This is a genomic window from Lutibacter citreus (assembly GCF_003260195.1).
GTDB lineage: Bacteria > Bacteroidota > Bacteroidia > Flavobacteriales > Flavobacteriaceae > Lutibacter > Lutibacter citreus.
On sequence record NZ_QEIH01000003.1, the window covers coordinates 420,713 to 438,586 of the forward strand.

Genomic DNA, 17,874 nt, shown 5'->3' on the forward strand with positions numbered 1-17,874 from the left:
ATTATTTTATGACAATTTCAGGGAAAATAAATTTACTAATAGAGAACGTTAAATATAAAGAAGCTATTGTTCTTTTAAAAAATTCTTGTGTTGGTGCCTTAAGTGTTTTTAAACCAAGAGTTATTATCCTTTCTTCAGAATTAAATAAATATAAACAAGATGAAGTTAATCTAGTAGAAGATGTAAAAGATTTAAATAAAATTCGCTTAGAGATTATTACTCTATCACAACAAATGGATGTGCATCATATAGAACTGGATACAGAAAATATAAACGAACTTCTGGCTTGTTCTTTACTTATTGAAGATAGTTTTCCTTTTATTGATCGTACTAAGTTTAGAGATAAAATTAAAAATGCATTAGCATCTAATAAAGCTGATGTTATTTTAGTTAATGGAGAGCCTAGATCTGGGATGTCTTATTTAGAAAAATTTTTAAGAAACATTTCAACTAGCTTAGATATTTTAACCTTTGTACCCATTGAAATACCCGCTGTATTGGGAGATCCAGATATTATTCTAGGTGAAAAATTAGCAAAATCTATACTTAACGAGATTGGTTTAGAAATTGAATTTGATACAGAAGAAAACGAGCAATTTAAATTTAAACAATTCATTAATAAGTTAAAAAAATGTGTAAAAGAAGAAAATAAAGTGCCAGTTTTCTTTTTACACGATTTTCATAAAATAGAAGATAATAATGACAATTTGTTAGAGTTTATCTTCACCTTAATTAAAAGTATAAAAAACGATTTTCCTAAATGTATATTTATAATTGCAGGATTTAATTATCAAAATATAAGACATTGGCATAGCGATTTAAAATTTACTACACCTGTATACAATATTGAAAAAATACAAGTAGATGATGTGAAAAAATGTTTATCTAAAATTTATTTAAAATACGAAACTAAAATCCATGCTATAGATGGATTTGACAATATAACACTTGATGAATATATAGACGGAATGATTTCAATGTTAATTGAAGATAGTAATAAAATAGATATATCTGCTATAGGTTTAGGGATTTCAGAACATTTATTGGCTTTAAAAGAATAACATATGGATTCTAAATTTAATTTTGATTTACTTTTTAAAAAAACAAAAACTATAGATTATAAAAGTCTAGAAGTTTTTAAAAAAGCAGCGCTCTTGTACCAAGTTAATCCTGTTAAAGATTTAAAGGAATTTGATGCCGTAGATACTCAAACCTTTAAAAATATAGCTTTTAAGAATAGCGATGGTTCTTATAGATTAAAAAAAGAAGATAGAATGGCAATCTTAAAAGATACCATTGGTATAAATAATATTCAAGATTATATTAATAAATATCAAGTAAATACAACTTACTCTAATGTTCTTTTAATGAGTATGGAAACAAACACTATCAATATAAAACAACTATCTAATGAAGAAGTGTTTTATGCCATTCTTCTGTCTGAATTGTTTCCAAGAAAGTTGCCTAAAGATGAGTTAAAAGGAATATACCAAAGACGTCAATTTTTCAAGCAATTTGAGCGAATTACTAAAAATTTTGCTGGTCGTAGCAAAGAACTAAAAAGAGTGAATGATTATGTAGACTGGCTCCCAAAGTCTAATATCGTAAACAAAATATCTTCCACATTTAGAAATATTATTAACTGGCATGAAAAACCACCTCTGTTAATTAAAGGTATTGGTGGTATTGGTAAATCTACTATTGTTGCTAAATTTATCATGGATCAAAATGGCAGCAATGAAAAAGGGAATTTACCATTTGTATATATAGATTTTGATCTTCCTGGTTTTACCCTAAAAGAACCTATGACAATTTTAATTGAAGCTCTTAGGCAAATTAATATACAATATCCTATACATAAAGACTTAATAAACAGAGTAAGTGAGCAAATTTCTTCATTAATATTATCAGATAATGAAAATGTTGAAATGATAAAATCTACGAATACTACTACTAGAAATTATATTTATGGAACTATTGAAGGCATTATTAAAAACAATAATTTAGATTTTAAAACAATAGGGAAAAAACCCATTTTGGTAGTTTTTGATTCTTTTGAAGAAATGCAGTACCGTGCTTCTTCAACAGAACTGTTTACTTTTTATCAATTTATTAGCGAAATTTCTGAAAAATTCCCTAGAATTAGACCAATTTTTGTAGGTAGATCAGAACTATATATTGGTGTAGATAACTTTAAGTTTGATTTAATGGAAATTAAAGAGTTTGATGCAGATTCTGCTAATTCTTTACTAGAAAAAACTGGAGTTAGCGATAAGGAAACAAGAAATTTTATATATGATAATTTTGGTGGAAACCCTTTAATGCTAACCTTAGCTACAGATTTGGCAAAAAGAGATGGTGGATTTAACTTTAAAAATAAAGAGGAAATTAAAGGGAAGAAATGGCAATATCTAGTAAGAAGAATCTTAGGTCATATTCATGATGATGATGTAAGAAAGATTGCTGTTCCAGGAATGTTAGTTCGTTATTTAAACCCAGAAGTTATTATACAAGTATTAGCAGAACCAACTAAATTAGGCTTCACAGATAGGTCTAAAGCCGAAAAAATTTATGAAGAACTTAGAAAAGAGGTATCATTAATTTCTAAATCAAGTGATGGTGAATCATTTTCTTTTAGGCAAGATTTACGTATGACTTGTGAGTCTATGATTTTAGAAAATTATCCAGAAGAATCAAAAGCTATTAGGGAAAATGCCATTAATTATTATTCTAATTATGAGGCTATTGAAGATTTAGAAGAACGTAAAAAACACCAAGCAGAATATTTTTTTCACTTACTGAAAAAGGAAGTTATACCAGAAAAATTAGATGCTTCTACTTTTAATGAGTTAAGACCATATTTAGAGCATTCTATAATTGAGTTACCAGCATCATCTAGGCGTTTTATAGATTCGCTAAGTAACCAAAACTCTTCTGAAGAAACTGTAAATGAAAGTAATATAAGTAATGACGATTGGGAACAATATAATTTGGGCTTAGTAAAAGATGCTTTAAACGGTGAGTTTGCTTTTTTAGGAGAAGTTTATGAAAAGTTACGCCAAAATAATAAACGTGTTAACAATGGATTTTCAGAATTTGGTAAATACGAAGCTTTGGTTTATCAACGTTTAAATAAAATACAACTTTCAAGAGAATTTATTAATCGAGCTTTACAAAAAGCAACAGTTAATAAAAACAAAAATTTAAAATTTGAACTGCAACTTATTCAAATACAGAATTTTGAATATGAAGAACGTTATAAAGATGCGTTATCATTATGTAATCAAATAAAAAAAGATGCTTTAAGGATAGGTAAGGAGATTCGTAAAAAATATGAATTTCTTTTATTTAGACTTGAGAATAGGTTAGAACATAATAGACCCATAAATGACTTTCAAGAATTTGTGAATACGGAATCATTTTATGCAAAAGAAGATTATAGAGATACAAAATGGGAGTTTATTTTTAATAAACTAAAATTAGATGCTATTCAATTTAAAAAACACTTTGAGTTTAATTCAGAATATAGAAAACTTAGAAAAGATTTAAATAATATAGATGTTTTAGAAGGTTATGCTAAAAAAAATCTAGATTTCTTTCTTAAGGATATTACAAATACAGGACATTTTAATATTGTATTGCGTGACGTTTTATTTGCTAAAGAAATTATGGATAGTAATTTGGATATTATTTTTACATAATATAAAAATTGCAATAAACAAACCTTTAAAAGCCATAAAACTTTACAAACAATCTGCTCACGTTTATAGAGAATTAGTAGAAGAAAATCCAGAATGTCTTTATAATTTATCAGAAGTACTTGCCACATTAACATCTTTATTAGAACAGGTAAATGAAATTGATGCTGCTAAAGAAAAAATTGAAGAAGCACTACAAATTTCTGAAACCTTAAAAGAATTTAACCCTAGTGCATCAATTACATATAACTCATTAACAAAAGAAAAAGTCAGATTAAATAAGGATTAAAATTAAGTTTAGATTTTTATAAATTTTTAACTGTTTGAAGTTTAATAAAACACATAATACTCATATATTTAACAGGTTACATAAAAATCAATTAATTATTTTTTGTATATTGAACTTGGTTAAAATCAATATTTACTGTTTATCATGTCAATTTCACCTATTTTTTGACTATGATATTAAATTGATTATATAAAAATATTTTTACCTAAAAAATTGAGAGTGCTTATAAGGTAAATGATGTTAGTTTAAGCATTAAGTTTAAGTGAAAAATTACAACAATTTATTAATAATCTTTAATATATTAATTATGAAACAGATTAAATTCCTTCTATTCACTATTAGTTTTTTAATATTAACTTCTTGTTATTCTGTTAGATTGAGAAATGTAAATGGAGCTCCACAATTAGATCCTTTTTCTGAAAGAGATGATTATTATCGTGGTATGGCTGTTATTGAAATTGATACGGTTATTAATATTAAACTAACATCAAAAGACTTTACCTATCTAATTAAAGAAAATGATGTTTGTGAATCTGGTAAATTAAATATGATTGAGTATCGCAATACATTGGGAAGCCTATTTCTTAGTGCTATAACCTTTGGGAAAAAACGAAAAGTGAAAATCAAATATGTATGTGAAAAACCTCAAAATTAATAGACTATGGCAACTACAAAATCTAAATCACTAAAAGAATGGAATACCTTACATAAAAATGGGCCTTTCCCTTTAAAAACCTTGTATCAAACAAAATTAGAAGGAGAACGTTTAATGCCAAAAAAACTTGATAGATATAATGATGTTGCACTTGAAATACAACGCTTAATAAAAGAAACTCATCAAGCTGGTGATGGTTTTAGAGCATATGGCTCTGCTTGGTCAATGAATAATATTGCTAGTAATAAAGACAGAATGCATTTTAATGGAGCTATGAATTTATCTATGCCTATTCTAGATCACAATTGTCATAAAGACAGTAATTATGACCCCTCAAATTTGTTTTTATTTCAATGTGGAAATACCATTAAGGAAATATCTGAGACTTTAGCTGAAAACGGAAAATCATTAAGCACAACAGGGGCAAGTAATGGACAAACAATTGCGGGTTGTATATCAACAGGTGTTCATGGTTCAGCTCTAGACACTGGAGCCGTGCAAGATTACGTTGTAGGTCTTAACCTTATTATAGGTCCAAATGTTGGTGATATTGTTTATATAGAACCAGCATCAAAACCGGCATTAAGTAATGATTTTGTAACTACTTTAAATACTAGAGTTATAAGAGATGATGATTTGTTTTATGCAGCTTTGGTTGGTTTGGGAGGTTTTGGATTTATCCATGGTATAGTGGTAGAGGCAGAGCCTATTTTTCTTTTAAAACGATATGTGAAAAAAATAAGCAAAAGTTCAGCTTTTGAACTAGCGAATACAATGGATTTTAAAAATTCTACTTTTTTTATTCCTGAGGAAACAGATGAACAAGGAAATGGAAAGCGACCTTATCATTTTAAAATATTTATCAATCAGTATAGTAATGATCCAAATTGCGTAGTTGAATTAATGTACAAAAAACCTTATAAAGAACCTTATCCAGATCCTTTTCCTGTTATTAAAGAATCATTATATAAAGATTTAATATTTCTCTTTGTAAAACTTGCTGAAAATTTCCCAAAAAGTATTCCTTGGTTGGTTAAACGGTTGCGTAAAACAATTTTACCTGAAGTGAATGAAGAAACTACAGGAATGCTTAAAGAGATTTTCTGGGATGCCCCGTATCAAGGGCCAGCTTTTGCTTGTTCATTTGGAATTCATCATAAACATTCTGAAAAAGCAATGAATCTGCTTGGTGATTTAACACGCAATGAAGGACCAATACCAGGTATATTTGCATTGCGTTTTGTAAAACAAACAAAAGCTACTCTTGGCTTTACAAAATTTCCGATAACTACTATGATTGAGATTGATGGTGTTCTCTGGAAAAAAACAAAAAAAATAATGAGTTTAGAAGAATATTCTAAGAGAATGGTGGAAGTTTTAAAAGAAAACAATATTCCTTTTACTATTCATTGGGGAAAAAATAATGCTTGGGATTTTCCTGGATTAGTAAATCTTATGTACGCTAATAAAGCTGAAGATTGGAAAGAGCAACGCAAAAAATTATTATCACCTGAAATGCAGGAAATGTTTTCTAACAAATTTTTAAAGACTGTTGGTTTAGCTTAAAAAATGAATTAATATTTTGGAAGCTAATTTTTCCTCAAAATCGATAATTTTAATAAACTTTAAAAGTTTAGTTATTTTGCGCGTGAAATACGGTTGGGAATTGTGTTTTAAATAAGTAATTGAACACATTGACGTCCGGCAATTTTTCATAACGAATAATTATAAGTGTTAATTTATAGTTCTAAGGTTTCTTGAGAATCACGTATTTAAAAAATCTTTAACGGTATCTTTTGAAAACAGAAATTTATTGGTAATTACATATAATTGCAATTATAACTTCATAATGACTGAACCTGTAGAATTATGAAAATATACTAGTTGAAAATATTGACTTAATAAATAGACATATCCCTTATTCTCAATTTTCTAAAATTTAATAAGAATAATTTAAAATTATTAATCAACTATTTTCGGGCAACAATACAATTATATTTTATTTAAAAATTGTTAATTAAAAGATATTTCTTTGAAACGCAATAATTACCATGAAAGGGAATAGTATTCCTAATAAGTATTTAATAATGACCTTCATTCCGTATAAAATATATTAACAGCAAACATAGAGGATATGACTGCAAATTAAAAGTACCAGAAAAAAAGTATCAAACACTAATTTTGTTATATAGAGTTTTTAAAACTCTTTTAGTTCTAAACCTTGGATTTGGTAACATTTCCGTTAGTGTTTATTCCTAAAATTACAAATAATTAAACCATACAATAACATGAATAAATTTTGGAAAAATGATGATGAGCTGTTTATAGCAGCAAAAAAAGAATTATTTACCGCTGTAGTAGGTGATGCTATGGATAAAATGAATTTATTGCATCAATTTTTACCACCTCAGATACAACCATTAAAAAACGACATGTTTTTGATAGGGAGAGCAATGCCTGTATTAGAAGCAGATACCTTTGAAGAATTAAGTATTGGAAGTCAAAATCCATTGATGTCGAAACCATTTGGTTTAATGCTAGAAGCCTTGGATGATTTAAAAAAGAACGAAGTATATATTTGTGCAGGAGCTTCTCCAACCTATGCGCTAGTAGGTGAATTAATGATGACCAGAGCTAAAGTATTAGGCGCTGCTGGAGCTGTAGCAAATGGTTATTCAAGAGATACCTTTGGTATTATGGATTTAGATTTTCCGGTTTTTTCATACGGAAACTATGCACAAGATCAAGGGCCTAGAGGTAAAGTAATTGATTTTAGAGTACCTATTGAAATAGAAGGTGTACGCATCAACCCAGGCGATATTGTTGTAGGTGATATAGACGGTGTTTGCGTTGTTCCGCAAGAACATGAAGAAGAGGTTTTTCTACGTGCGTTTGAAAAATCTAGAGGAGAAAAAACTGTGCTAAAAGCCATTCAAAATGGTATGAGCGCCGTAGATTCATGGAACAAATACCATATAATGTAAGCTTCTAATAAATAAAGATATAATACCAAAATAAATGAAAATAACAGATGTAAAAGTTTGGCTAGTTGAAGGAGTAAAGTATAACTGGACCATGTTAAAGATATATACCGATGAAGGAGTAACAGGTGTTGGTGAGGCTACTAATTGGCCTGGAAGTCAAATTGTAGAAGCAGCAGCCAAAGAATTGGGCCAAAGAATTATTGGATTAGATCCCATGCGAATTGATTTTATCTGGACAAAGTTGTACAGAGATTTAAACTGGGTTGGACCTTATGGAGCTAGCATGTGCGCCATTTCAGGAATAGACATGGCATTATTAGACTTAAAAGGGAAATCATTAGGCGTTCCTGCATATGATTTGTTAGGAGGTTCATATAGAACTAAAATACAATTATATGCCAATTATTGGTTTACAGGTGGAGGACATAATGAAGTTGACTATGCAAAACAAGCAAAAGAAGTAAAAGCAGCTGGTTTTACAGGATTGAAATTTGATCCTTTTGCCCATACCAATTATTTTTATGGAGAAGATTTAGATACCAATCTATCACTTTCCAAATCACAGCAAAATAGAGCTTTTGAAGTTAGCAAAGCTGTAAGAGAAGCTGTTGGAGAAGACATGGATATTATGATAGAAACTCATGCCATGCTTAATTTTAAAGTAGCAGTTACTATGGCAAAACGCTTGTCTGTCTTAGATATTACTTGGTACGAAGAACCTGCAGGCCCAGAAAGTGCAGACACATTAAGAGCTTTTAGAGAACGAATAGACCCTGAAGTTTCTATTTGTGTAGGAGAACGTCACTATACAAGACATGGTATTCGACCAATATTAGAAAAACAAATTTGTGATGTTATAATGCCTGATATTACAAGGTGTGGTGGACCATCTGAAATGAAACGTATGGCAACTATGGCAGAAGCCTATAGTGTTTTAATGGCGCCTCACAATCCTAATGGACCATTATCTACATTAGCATCTGCGCACGTTTGTGCATCCATTCCAAACTTTTTTAAGCAAGAATTTATTTTTAAAGACGTACCTTGGAGAGACACAGTTATCAGTCATCCTATAGATATTCAAAACGGACAATTGATACTTAGTAAAAGACCTGGTTTAGGGGTAGATTTAATTGAGGAAGAAATGGAAAAACACCCTGGAATTAGAGAGCATAGAGATGGATTTTATATCTAAAAATTAAAACAAGAGTATGTTAATTATTGATTTAAAAGGGAAAACAGCCCTAGTAACAGGAGTAAGTAATGGCGTAGGACTAGGCGTTGCAAAAATGTTGGCAAAGGCCGGTTGTAATGTATCAGGTTGCGGTCGTTCTTCGGAAACAACGGAAGGAGCAAAAACTTTTATTAATACCATTGAAAAAGAAGGAGCTAAAGCAATATATACATCTCTTGATATTACATCCAAAGAAGAGCAAGAAAAACTCATCCGAAAAACCGTAGAAGCTTTTTGCGGTATTGATATTTTAGTATCCAATGCCGGTGTTAATGTATTTGAAGGAGTAGAAAAATGTTCTGATGAACAGTGGGAATATAATATGGATTTGAATTTAAAATCGCACTGGCAATTGAGTAAATTATGCAAGCCTTACCTAGAAAAAAGCGGAAAAGGCGTAATTTTATTAATGACTTCAAACCACTCAAATTATACAATACCTGGTTGTTTCCCTTACAATGTAGCCAAAACAGCAATAAAAGGCTTGGTGCAATCGTTGGCAATAGAATGGGGGCCAAATATTAGAACGGTAGGTATTGCACCTGGGTTCATAGAAACTAAGGGCAATCAAAAATGGTTTGATAGTTTTCCAGATGCAAAAAAAGAACGTCAACGAACTATAGATACGCATCCTGTTAAACGGATAGGAACTACAGAAGAAGTTGGTGCTTTGTGTGCTTTTTTAGCTTCTGATTCTGGGGCATTTATCTCTGGAACTACCTATTTAATGGATGGAGGTAGATCTGCTTTAATGCAAGATTAAGTTTTAAAGTTAGATTAAGTAAATAATAGATGTAATTAACTTCATCAAGTTAATTAATGTGGATTTATATTAATAAAGACTAAATACATTTCTTTACATTTAAAATAAGTTACATGTTTTAATATATTATTTAAGTAAAACTACATAAATACCCAAATATCTTTACTTAAGGTTTTTTTTACCTCCTCAATTTGAGAAGGTAATTCTGAAGAGAAAAATAGATATATACCCAATATGTAAATATATTTTTTATATCAAGTAAAAGTAAAATGGTGTTGGTGGATATAACTTAAAATGACATTCTCTATATTTGCTTTAAATAATTAAACGACCTTATGAAAGCAAATTTCAGAAAACTAAAAACACCTATTGAACATGCTTTTCATATTCGTAAAGATATACGAGAAATTTTTGATGATGCTTGGCATTATCATGATATGCTTGAACTAGTTTATATAGTTGAGGGAAAAGGTGAACGATATATAGGTGATTCTATAGAGACTTTTAAAAAAGGAGATATTATTTTAGTAGGAAGTAACTTACCCCATGTGTGGAAAAGCACTTCTCCTTTGTCTGATAAAAGTTCCATAGCTATAGTAATACAGTTTCCAAAGCATTTTTTAGGAGCAAACTTTTTAGAACTTTCAGAAACAAAAGATATTAAAGACCTATTTAAAAGGGCTGAACGAGGGGTTACTTTTGAAGGTAAATTAAAAAATAAGCTAACTAAACAACTTAATGATTTGCTAAAACTTGATGGTATGTTACAACTAATTAAGTTTCTTGAAATGCTAAATGCGCTTTCAAATTTTAAAAATTATAGATTACTAGCAAGCCCATATTTTATAAATACCATATTTAGTAATGATTTAAAGGTTAACAAAGCTTATGAATATATTATAAGTAATTTTAAAGAAGATATAAAGCTTGAGGATATTGCAAATCATATAGGTATGAACAAAGCAGCTTTTTGTAGGTACTTTAAAAATAAAACTAAAAAAACATTTAGCGCATTTTTGAATGAAGTTCGAATAGGGTATGCGTGTAAGCTAATAATGGATGATAATTTACAAGTAAATGAAGCTATTTATAGAAGTGGTTATAATAGTCCATCTTATTTTTATAAAAACTTCAAACTAATAAAAGGTGTTTTACCTACTGAATATCAGGCTTTTTACAAAACTAAAATCTAGTTTAATAGAGCAAAATGATTTTAAAAACACTTAAAAAGCACGTAGCTTACCAATTTTAATTCTACAAAATTAAAGAAAATAGTCTTCACTTTTAGTATCTAATAATAACTCTAACTGCAAGTTAAATATACCTATAGCAAATATAGAGGATATGTGTGCAAATTAAAAGTACCAGAAAAAAAATATCAAACACTAATTTTGACATTAAAGTGAGTAAACAAAAGCACTTTAGTTCTGGAATATGAAAACGCTTAAACAGATTTTATTAGTATTAATATGCTCAATCAGTCTTATTTCTTGTAAAACTAATAGCCAAAAAAAAGGACCAATTGACAAAGAGTTATTAAGTCATATAGATAAACAATTAACACTATTAGTCTCTAAATCTTTAGAGGGAAAAAGTATTCCCAGAACTGTAAAAGATGGTGAAATTAGATGGTCGAATCCAAATTGGGATTGGACTGAGGGTTTTTTTCCAGGAACGTTATGGTACCTTTATAAAACTACTAATGATGAAAAATGGAAGGATGCTGCAGAACAATTACAAGCTCAGTTTGAAGATCATAAATACAAAACAACACAACACGATGTTGGGTTTGTTTTCAATTGTTCTTATGGAAATGGATACAGATTAACAAAAAACGAATCGTTTAAACAAGTTATGATTACCGCCGGAGACTCTTTAATTACACGTTTTAACCCTGTAATTAAAGCCATACAAAGTTGGGATGTTGATAAAGGTTGGCAGGCTGAACGAGGATGGAAATTCCCTGTTATTATTGATAATATGATGAATCTTGAATTACTTTTTGAATTGAGTAAAATTACAGGAGATCCAAAATATAGCAAAGTAGCCATTGCACATGCAAATACAACTTTAAAAAATCATTTTCGAGACGATTATAGTTCATTTCATATGATTGACTATGATCCTGAAACGGGTAATGTTAGAAGTAAACAAACAGTTCAAGGATATAAAAATGAGAGTTCTTGGTCTAGAGGGCAGTCTTGGGGTTTATATGGTTATACACTGTGTTATAGGTACACAAAAGATGAAAAATATTTGAAACAGGCAGAAGGAATTGCTAAATATATTATGAATCATAAAAATTTGCCTGCAGATGGTATTCCATATTGGGATTATTATGCTCCAAATATACCTAATGAACCAAGAGATGCATCAGCCGCAGCTTTGGCCGCTTCAGCATTAATTGAATTAGATAAATATTCCAAAGAAAATTACGCTCCATTTATTGATAAAATACTTACATCATTATCTTCAGATAAGTATCTAGCTGAAGTAGGAGAGAATAATTTCTTTTTATTAAAACATAGTGTTGGTAGCATACCTCATGGAGAGGAAATAGATGTACCTTTAAATTATGCTGATTACTATTACATAGAAGCACTAATAAGACGAAGCAAATAAGGTAAATTCAAAATATTAAGATGAGATTAAAGTTAATTACTCCACAAAGTTTAGGATTTCTGTTAGCATTTTTTATGTGCGTTTCAACCTACACATATTCCCAGAAAGCCTCTTATAAAATTATGGAAAGTTTTGAAGAAGAACTTCCTAGTGAACTCCATACTATAGGAGGATCTATAGAGTTGGATACTCTACGAATGAAACATGGGAGACAATCATTAAAATGGAATTGGGAAGGAAACAGCAAGTTAATTTTAGATAGAGATTTGGGATATCATCCGCAGCGTGTAATAGATCTTGCAAATAATGAACTAATGAAAGGTTTACGTGGTGGTGGTAAAACAGGTATTCTTAAAGAACCTTCAAGAGGAATTTTACTATGGATATATAATCCTGAAGCTCGAAAGCAACGTTTACGTTTTCAATTTGGGAAAGATGATCACGTGGCAACGGAGTTTGATTTCAATTTAAATTTTAAAGGTTGGCGTACTATTCAGGTTATGTATGATACTGGCGATATGATGGGAGCTCCTTATGAAGGAATGAATAGAATGACGGTTCTTGCCCCAAACATTGGGAAGGGAACTTTTTATATAGATGCTTTAGGTACATCTTTACCAATGAATTTCAGACAAAATACGCCAAATCCACAACTCCCTAATATTGATCCTCATCCAAGATTAGTGAGTAATTATGAGCATAGATTGTATGAATGGAGCAAAAACCTACCTACAATGGAAGTAGTACCGCTTACAACTGAAAAGAAAAGTGAGCTTGAAAAAATGGATGCTTTTATAGAAGAATTTCTTTTAGATAAAATGGAGACCGATAAAACTATTCAATCAGCATTGAAAAGTATTCAAAAGCGGTATTCAAAATATAAAATTCAAAGAAAAGGAAACGAGATTTTTGGAAGACCATTAATGTCTGACAATATTTATACAGAATACTTTACAAATGCAGGGTTGCCAAATGAAGCATTGAAAAACCAGTTTGAGGATTGGAAAAATTATAGTACTTTAATGTGTGATATTGCTAGTTTATATCAAAGAACTGAAGAGCAAAATACAAGAGCAGAACTTTCAACGCTGTTTATTAATCTTTTTGATTACGGTGTGGATCAAGGAATTGATACAGGAGCAGGGCTTATGTGGATACATCACTATGCATATCGTTTAGGTAAAATGCCAATTTCTATTTTTTTAATGCGTAAAGTACTTGAAGAAGAAGGTCGTCTTGATAAAGCTATTGAAATTACGAAATGGTTTTTCGGCTTTAATCAGGTATACAATGAATCTGTTGTGTATGGTGTAGAAGGTAGAAAAGGAATTGATGCTGATGATGCTCATGGTATTTTATTAGGTAAATTATTAAGTGCAATGTCAATGCCTAATTCAGCAGAAAAAGATCGTGATTTAAGACAATTTTCATCTTATTTTACAAATGTTGCTGCACATACTAGTAATGGAATTGATGATGGTTTAAAACCAGATGGAACCGCATTTCATCACGCTATTCACATATTGAGTTATGGAGGTCGGTTAATAACATCCATGGGAACTATGCTCTATTTATTATCAGATACTCCTTATCGCGCTGGTAAATCTGCTCATGTAAATATTAAAAGAGCCGTTAACACCCTATTTCATATACAGGGGCCAACAGCACTTTCTGCACCCACTACTTATGCAACAACTCGCTTTAAGATAGAAGAACTTCCTAAAGAAACTCATTTACTTCCTGCATATTTAGCACTCTGTGGAAACCCTGAAACTAATGATGTTATTGATAAAGAAATGGCTGATTATGCTTTTTCAGTTCTCGAAAAATCTGAGAATGGTTATTTTCATTATTATGATAAAAGACGTACTAATAAGAATGCAAATTCAGAAAAAAATGTAAAAGTTGTAAACCCTGTTTTTGAAAAATTTAGAAGTAAAATTAAAGTGAAATACCCAAAGGTAAAAGCAACAAATTATAATGGGATTAAAATACTTCCTTTCTCAGCAAGCGCATCCAAAAGGTTAGAAAACACGTGGCTTACATCAGTAAGAGCGCATAGTAAATATGTAGTGCCCTTTGAAAGTTGGGCAACAACCTATTTTGGGTATCCGTTATTTATTGCAAATGGTTATTTGGATGTAGCTTACCCAAATAGCATAGACAGTACTACGCCACATTCAGATGAAAAGAAATGGTTTGATGGTTACGATTGGCATAATTGGCCAGGAACTACAACAGTAAGGTTACCGTTTAAAGAAATGGTAACTTCACCAGAAAGCATTAGGGATGAAGGAGGAGAGTACTTATTTTCAGATCAATCATTTTGTGGTGGTGTAAGTTCAAATAATGGAAATGGTATCTTTTCTTTTATACTTAAGGGACACGATAAATACAACTTAGAATCATTAAGAGCAAAGAAAAGTTACTTTATGTTTGGAGATAAAATAATTTGCCTAGGTTCAGATATTCAATCAGATTTATCAGGATTACCTGTAGAAACCACGCTATTTCAAGATGCTCTTACAATTGCTAAAAATCCGACACAGACCAATTTTATGGGTGATGTAAGTGATTTCCCAGTAAATAAAACAATTTTAAAAGCAAATAACCAATGGTTTCTAGATAGCAGAGGAAGTGGGTTTTATGTTAACAGCATTGAAGGAAACAGTAAATTAAAATTTGATAGAACCAAGCAAACAGCACCCAATGTATTTGCAGAAAAGGAGGTAAGCGGAAACTTTGCTAAAGCTTATTTTGATCACGGTACACAACCAAAAGCAGCCAAGTATGCTTACACGGTAATTCCTTATGCGAATAAAGACAAGTTGAATATTTTTGCTGAAGAAATGGCATCTAAAAAGCCACCTATAAAAATAATTCAACAAGACGAAAAAGCGCACGTAGTTCATTCAACTAAATTAAATACAACTGGCTATGCAACCTTTATTAATAGAGTAGATTTTAAAAAAGGGATTGTAAAGAGTATTGAAAGTCCTTCAATACTAATGGTTGAAGAAAAAAGTAAACACAAAATAGAACTCAATGTGGTTAACCCAGATTTGAATATTTATGACGGACAGGATGACTTGCTACCAAACGGAAAACGAACAGAATTATCAATATATGAACGAGAATGGTTTTTTTGGCCTTCACGACCAACATATACAACTATAACCCTCAAGGGAATTTGGAAAATTGAAGAAGGTGAAAAGCATTCACAAAACATAAAAGAAATAATTTATTCAAAAAAGAATTCTTTATTGCGTGTTATGAGTTTAAATGGTATTTCTGAAACAGTTGTTTTGGTGAAGAAGTAATGGAATAATTAATACATACAGAAAAGTAAATATCGTTTAGGTAATGTGAGTTATTATAGATTGTTGATAAAAAAATATCTACTGTTTTTTTTTAGTTTATATCGGATTATTATCTACTTATGAATGATATAAAGAACAAGATTTCATAAAATTAGAACTAAAAATCTTTGATTTAGAGTTAATTTTAAAAAACCAATAGGTGTTATATTAAAGTTTATTTAAAGAATTTTAAGAGCTCCTATAAATGATTTTTAGCTTCAGTCTCTTTATGTTTATTAAACTTTCAATATCGATAATAGTTTCTTTTATAAGTAGATTAGTGTATTTATTTAAATAATAAGTTTAAGACTATATTAAATGTAAATGTATTTTTTCTTTAAATCATATATTAATTAAATAGTTTTTCTGAAACATTTTTTCATAAATATCTTTACTAAACATATATAATCTTGCAGGCTTATTTGTTACACCAACTTGTTTTTCATCTAGAGGAATAATATACTTCTTATTTATTAACTTTCGTCTAAAGTTGCGGTTATCAATTTCTATTTCTAGAATAGATTGATATAGATCTTGTAAATCATTAATTGTAAATTTATCAGGTAATAATTCAAAAACTATAGGTTTATAAGTTGCTTTTGATTTTAAATCTTCATAAGCTTGATTGATAATTTCTAGGTGATCAAAACCTAATTCAGGAAGATTTTTTATTGGAAACCATTTCGCATTGTGCTTGTTATCTTTTAAATTCACTTCATAAGTTTGAAGTAGAAAATAATAAGCAACTGTTATAGTTCTTAAATTAAAATTTTCGCTTTTCGCCCAAATAATATCCTTTTCATTTAATAATCTGTTTGGATTTCCAAAAGATTTAAATTGTTTTTTATATAGATTATCTAGCCCTGTTAGTTCTTTTAAAATTCTAGTTGCTGTTTCATCAAGTCTTTCGTTTTCATAAACATGATATCCAGTAAGTACATAATCATTAACTAATAATTCATTCGTTTCTTTATCTTTTAATTGACGTTGTATTAACAATACGTTTAAAGATTTGGTTTTAGCATCATAACCAAAAACTACACAATCTACAGATACATTTGGAATTATTTTAGGAGTCATATTATATAAATTTTAAATAATAATTTATTCTATAATTATTTTTTTTGCAATATTAATAATAGTTTTTTTTATAAAAAAACAAAGCTTTAAAAAGATAGTAAACGTCAGTATAACGCTATATTTTACTCAATCTGCCGTAAAATTAAGAAAACGTTTAAGTATATCAAAATAGCCTATTATATTGCTAATATAGAACATATATTTCCAAAAAATTAGGTTTATCAAAATAATTTTATTTACATTTGAACTATAAACGTCATTATGACGCTAACTAATGAAAAGTAATTTTGAGCGAGCAGAATGTTTTAATTAAAAAAAGATAATTTATGTTACCTTCATTTAAAAATTCAATAAAGCAACATTCTATTAAATGTGCTACAATTAATTTCAAAAATATACTGTTATTATTAATAGTAATGCAAAATATTAGTTTTGTAAATGCTCAAGAAAAGGAAATGGTTTCATACAAACCTTTTAAAGCTAATGCACATTTAAAAAATATGCATACTTGGCATGGTTCCGTGGTGCATCCAGGAGCCATTTTTGCAACAAGCTTAGAATACAATTCTCGTAATTCAAAATTTACATTAGGTGTGTGGGGTGGAGCAGGTTTTTCAAGTACAGATGTATACAATAGTTATACACAAGAAAATGTAAGTGCTAATTATAAAGAATTTTCAATGTATGCAGTTTATCATTTTTCAGATAACTTTTTTATTGAAGCGGTTTCACATAATAATTATACAGGTGTTGAAGAAAGAGGAGATAAATTACATTTCTGGAGTTATGATAAAACGCAAGGTTATAATTTTGTAGATTTAAACTTTGGAGTTAATGTTTCAAAAAATACATCACTATATTTAGCTACAATATTAGGCGGAGGATCAGGAGATTATGAAGTGGAAACAAATGGTTCTTATAAAGATTCTTGGACACATTATTTAGAAATAAAAAGTAAAGTTTGGGAAAAAGAGGATTCTAAATTATCGCTTTTTGCTGGTGGCGCCTGGTCTTTTATAACTGATAAAACATTTTATACCGAAGGTAAAGGGAATTTTATTAATGTAGGAGCAACTTTTGGTCAAAACATTAATTTGGGTAGCTATAATATGCCAGTGGAAGTTATGGCTATGTGGAATCCTGAAAAGCAAAAAACAATTCTTCAGCTTGATTTAACCATATTCTAGAAG

Annotated in this window: 13 protein-coding genes; 12 read left to right on the top strand and 1 reads right to left on the bottom strand. The window is 29.6% G+C overall.

Features of this window, described 5'->3' with window-relative positions; genetic code table 11:
- Positions 1 to 8 precede the first annotated feature (8 nt).
- From DAD81_RS07955 to DAD81_RS08005, 11 genes are all read left to right on the top strand, one after another.
- Complete coding sequence (locus DAD81_RS07955) at positions 9 to 1,061, top strand: hypothetical protein (RefSeq protein WP_111707722.1); 1,053 nt, start codon at positions 9 to 11, stop codon at positions 1,059 to 1,061.
- Positions 1,062 to 1,064: 3 nt separating this feature from the next.
- Positions 1,065 to 3,701: an NACHT domain-containing protein gene (locus DAD81_RS07960; RefSeq protein WP_111707723.1), complete on the top strand. Its 2,637-nt coding sequence runs from the start codon at positions 1,065 to 1,067 to the stop codon at positions 3,699 to 3,701.
- Complete coding sequence (locus DAD81_RS07965; RefSeq protein ID WP_218939684.1) at positions 3,643 to 3,987, top strand: hypothetical protein; 345 nt, start codon at positions 3,643 to 3,645, stop codon at positions 3,985 to 3,987. The genes DAD81_RS07960 and DAD81_RS07965 overlap by 59 nt, the downstream gene beginning before the upstream one ends.
- Positions 3,988 to 4,294: 307 nt before the next feature.
- On the top strand, positions 4,295 to 4,642 hold the full coding sequence (locus DAD81_RS07970) for a hypothetical protein (RefSeq protein ID WP_111707725.1): 348 nt from the start codon (positions 4,295 to 4,297) through the stop codon (positions 4,640 to 4,642).
- Positions 4,643 to 4,648: 6 nt separating this feature from the next.
- Positions 4,649 to 6,208: an FAD-binding protein gene (locus DAD81_RS07975; RefSeq protein ID WP_111707726.1), complete on the top strand. Its 1,560-nt coding sequence runs from the start codon at positions 4,649 to 4,651 to the stop codon at positions 6,206 to 6,208.
- A 722-nt stretch (positions 6,209 to 6,930) separates the two neighbouring features.
- On the top strand, positions 6,931 to 7,626 hold the full coding sequence (locus DAD81_RS07980; protein WP_111707727.1) for an RraA family protein: 696 nt from the start codon (positions 6,931 to 6,933) through the stop codon (positions 7,624 to 7,626).
- A 34-nt stretch (positions 7,627 to 7,660) separates the two neighbouring features.
- Entirely contained in the window at positions 7,661 to 8,821 is a 1,161-nt protein-coding gene (locus DAD81_RS07985; RefSeq protein WP_111707728.1) for a mandelate racemase/muconate lactonizing enzyme family protein, read from the top strand.
- 16 nt (positions 8,822 to 8,837) lie between these two features.
- The gene (locus DAD81_RS07990) at positions 8,838 to 9,623 is read left to right on the top strand and encodes an SDR family NAD(P)-dependent oxidoreductase (RefSeq protein ID WP_111707729.1); all 786 of its coding nucleotides are present in this window, start codon (positions 8,838 to 8,840) and stop codon (positions 9,621 to 9,623) included.
- 335 nt (positions 9,624 to 9,958) lie between these two features.
- Positions 9,959 to 10,816: an AraC family transcriptional regulator gene (locus tag DAD81_RS07995; RefSeq protein ID WP_111707730.1), complete on the top strand. Its 858-nt coding sequence runs from the start codon at positions 9,959 to 9,961 to the stop codon at positions 10,814 to 10,816.
- Positions 10,817 to 11,057: 241 nt separating this feature from the next.
- Positions 11,058 to 12,245: a glycoside hydrolase family 88 protein gene (locus tag DAD81_RS08000; RefSeq protein WP_111707731.1), complete on the top strand. Its 1,188-nt coding sequence runs from the start codon at positions 11,058 to 11,060 to the stop codon at positions 12,243 to 12,245.
- A gap of 20 nt (positions 12,246 to 12,265) precedes the next feature.
- Positions 12,266 to 15,565, top strand: coding sequence for a chondroitinase family polysaccharide lyase (locus DAD81_RS08005; protein ID WP_111707732.1), 3,300 nt, complete (start codon positions 12,266 to 12,268; stop codon positions 15,563 to 15,565).
- A gap of 381 nt (positions 15,566 to 15,946) precedes the next feature.
- Here DAD81_RS08005 and DAD81_RS08010 read toward each other — a convergent pair whose 3' ends face one another.
- Positions 15,947 to 16,684 (bottom strand): NUDIX hydrolase, encoded by a 738-nt coding sequence (locus DAD81_RS08010; protein ID WP_111707733.1) that lies wholly within the window; start codon positions 16,682 to 16,684, stop codon positions 15,947 to 15,949.
- A 326-nt stretch (positions 16,685 to 17,010) separates the two neighbouring features.
- Here DAD81_RS08010 and DAD81_RS08015 point away from each other — a divergent pair, with 326 nt between their 5' ends.
- Entirely contained in the window at positions 17,011 to 17,871 is an 861-nt protein-coding gene (locus tag DAD81_RS08015) for a hypothetical protein (protein ID WP_245949194.1), read from the top strand.
- The last annotated feature ends 3 nt before the right edge of the window (positions 17,872 to 17,874 follow it).

Excerpts from the sequence above, each read along its gene's own strand:
- DAD81_RS07955 (WP_111707722.1), top strand. The coding sequence starts at position 9 with ATGACAATTTCAGGGAAAATAAATTTACTAATAGAGAACGTTAAATAT.
- DAD81_RS07960 (WP_111707723.1), top strand. The coding sequence starts at position 1,065 with ATGGATTCTAAATTTAATTTTGATTTACTTTTTAAAAAAACAAAAACT.
- DAD81_RS07970 (WP_111707725.1), top strand. The coding sequence starts at position 4,295 with ATGAAACAGATTAAATTCCTTCTATTCACTATTAGTTTTTTAATATTA.
- DAD81_RS07975 (WP_111707726.1), top strand. The coding sequence starts at position 4,649 with ATGGCAACTACAAAATCTAAATCACTAAAAGAATGGAATACCTTACAT.
- DAD81_RS07980 (WP_111707727.1), top strand. The coding sequence starts at position 6,931 with ATGAATAAATTTTGGAAAAATGATGATGAGCTGTTTATAGCAGCAAAA.
- DAD81_RS07985 (WP_111707728.1), top strand. The coding sequence starts at position 7,661 with ATGAAAATAACAGATGTAAAAGTTTGGCTAGTTGAAGGAGTAAAGTAT.
- DAD81_RS07990 (WP_111707729.1), top strand. The coding sequence starts at position 8,838 with ATGTTAATTATTGATTTAAAAGGGAAAACAGCCCTAGTAACAGGAGTA.
- DAD81_RS07995 (WP_111707730.1), top strand. The coding sequence starts at position 9,959 with ATGAAAGCAAATTTCAGAAAACTAAAAACACCTATTGAACATGCTTTT.
- DAD81_RS08000 (WP_111707731.1), top strand. The coding sequence starts at position 11,058 with ATGAAAACGCTTAAACAGATTTTATTAGTATTAATATGCTCAATCAGT.
- DAD81_RS08005 (WP_111707732.1), top strand. The coding sequence starts at position 12,266 with ATGAGATTAAAGTTAATTACTCCACAAAGTTTAGGATTTCTGTTAGCA.
- DAD81_RS08010 (WP_111707733.1), bottom strand. The coding sequence starts at position 16,684 with ATGACTCCTAAAATAATTCCAAATGTATCTGTAGATTGTGTAGTTTTT.
- DAD81_RS08015 (WP_245949194.1), top strand. The coding sequence starts at position 17,011 with ATGTTACCTTCATTTAAAAATTCAATAAAGCAACATTCTATTAAATGT.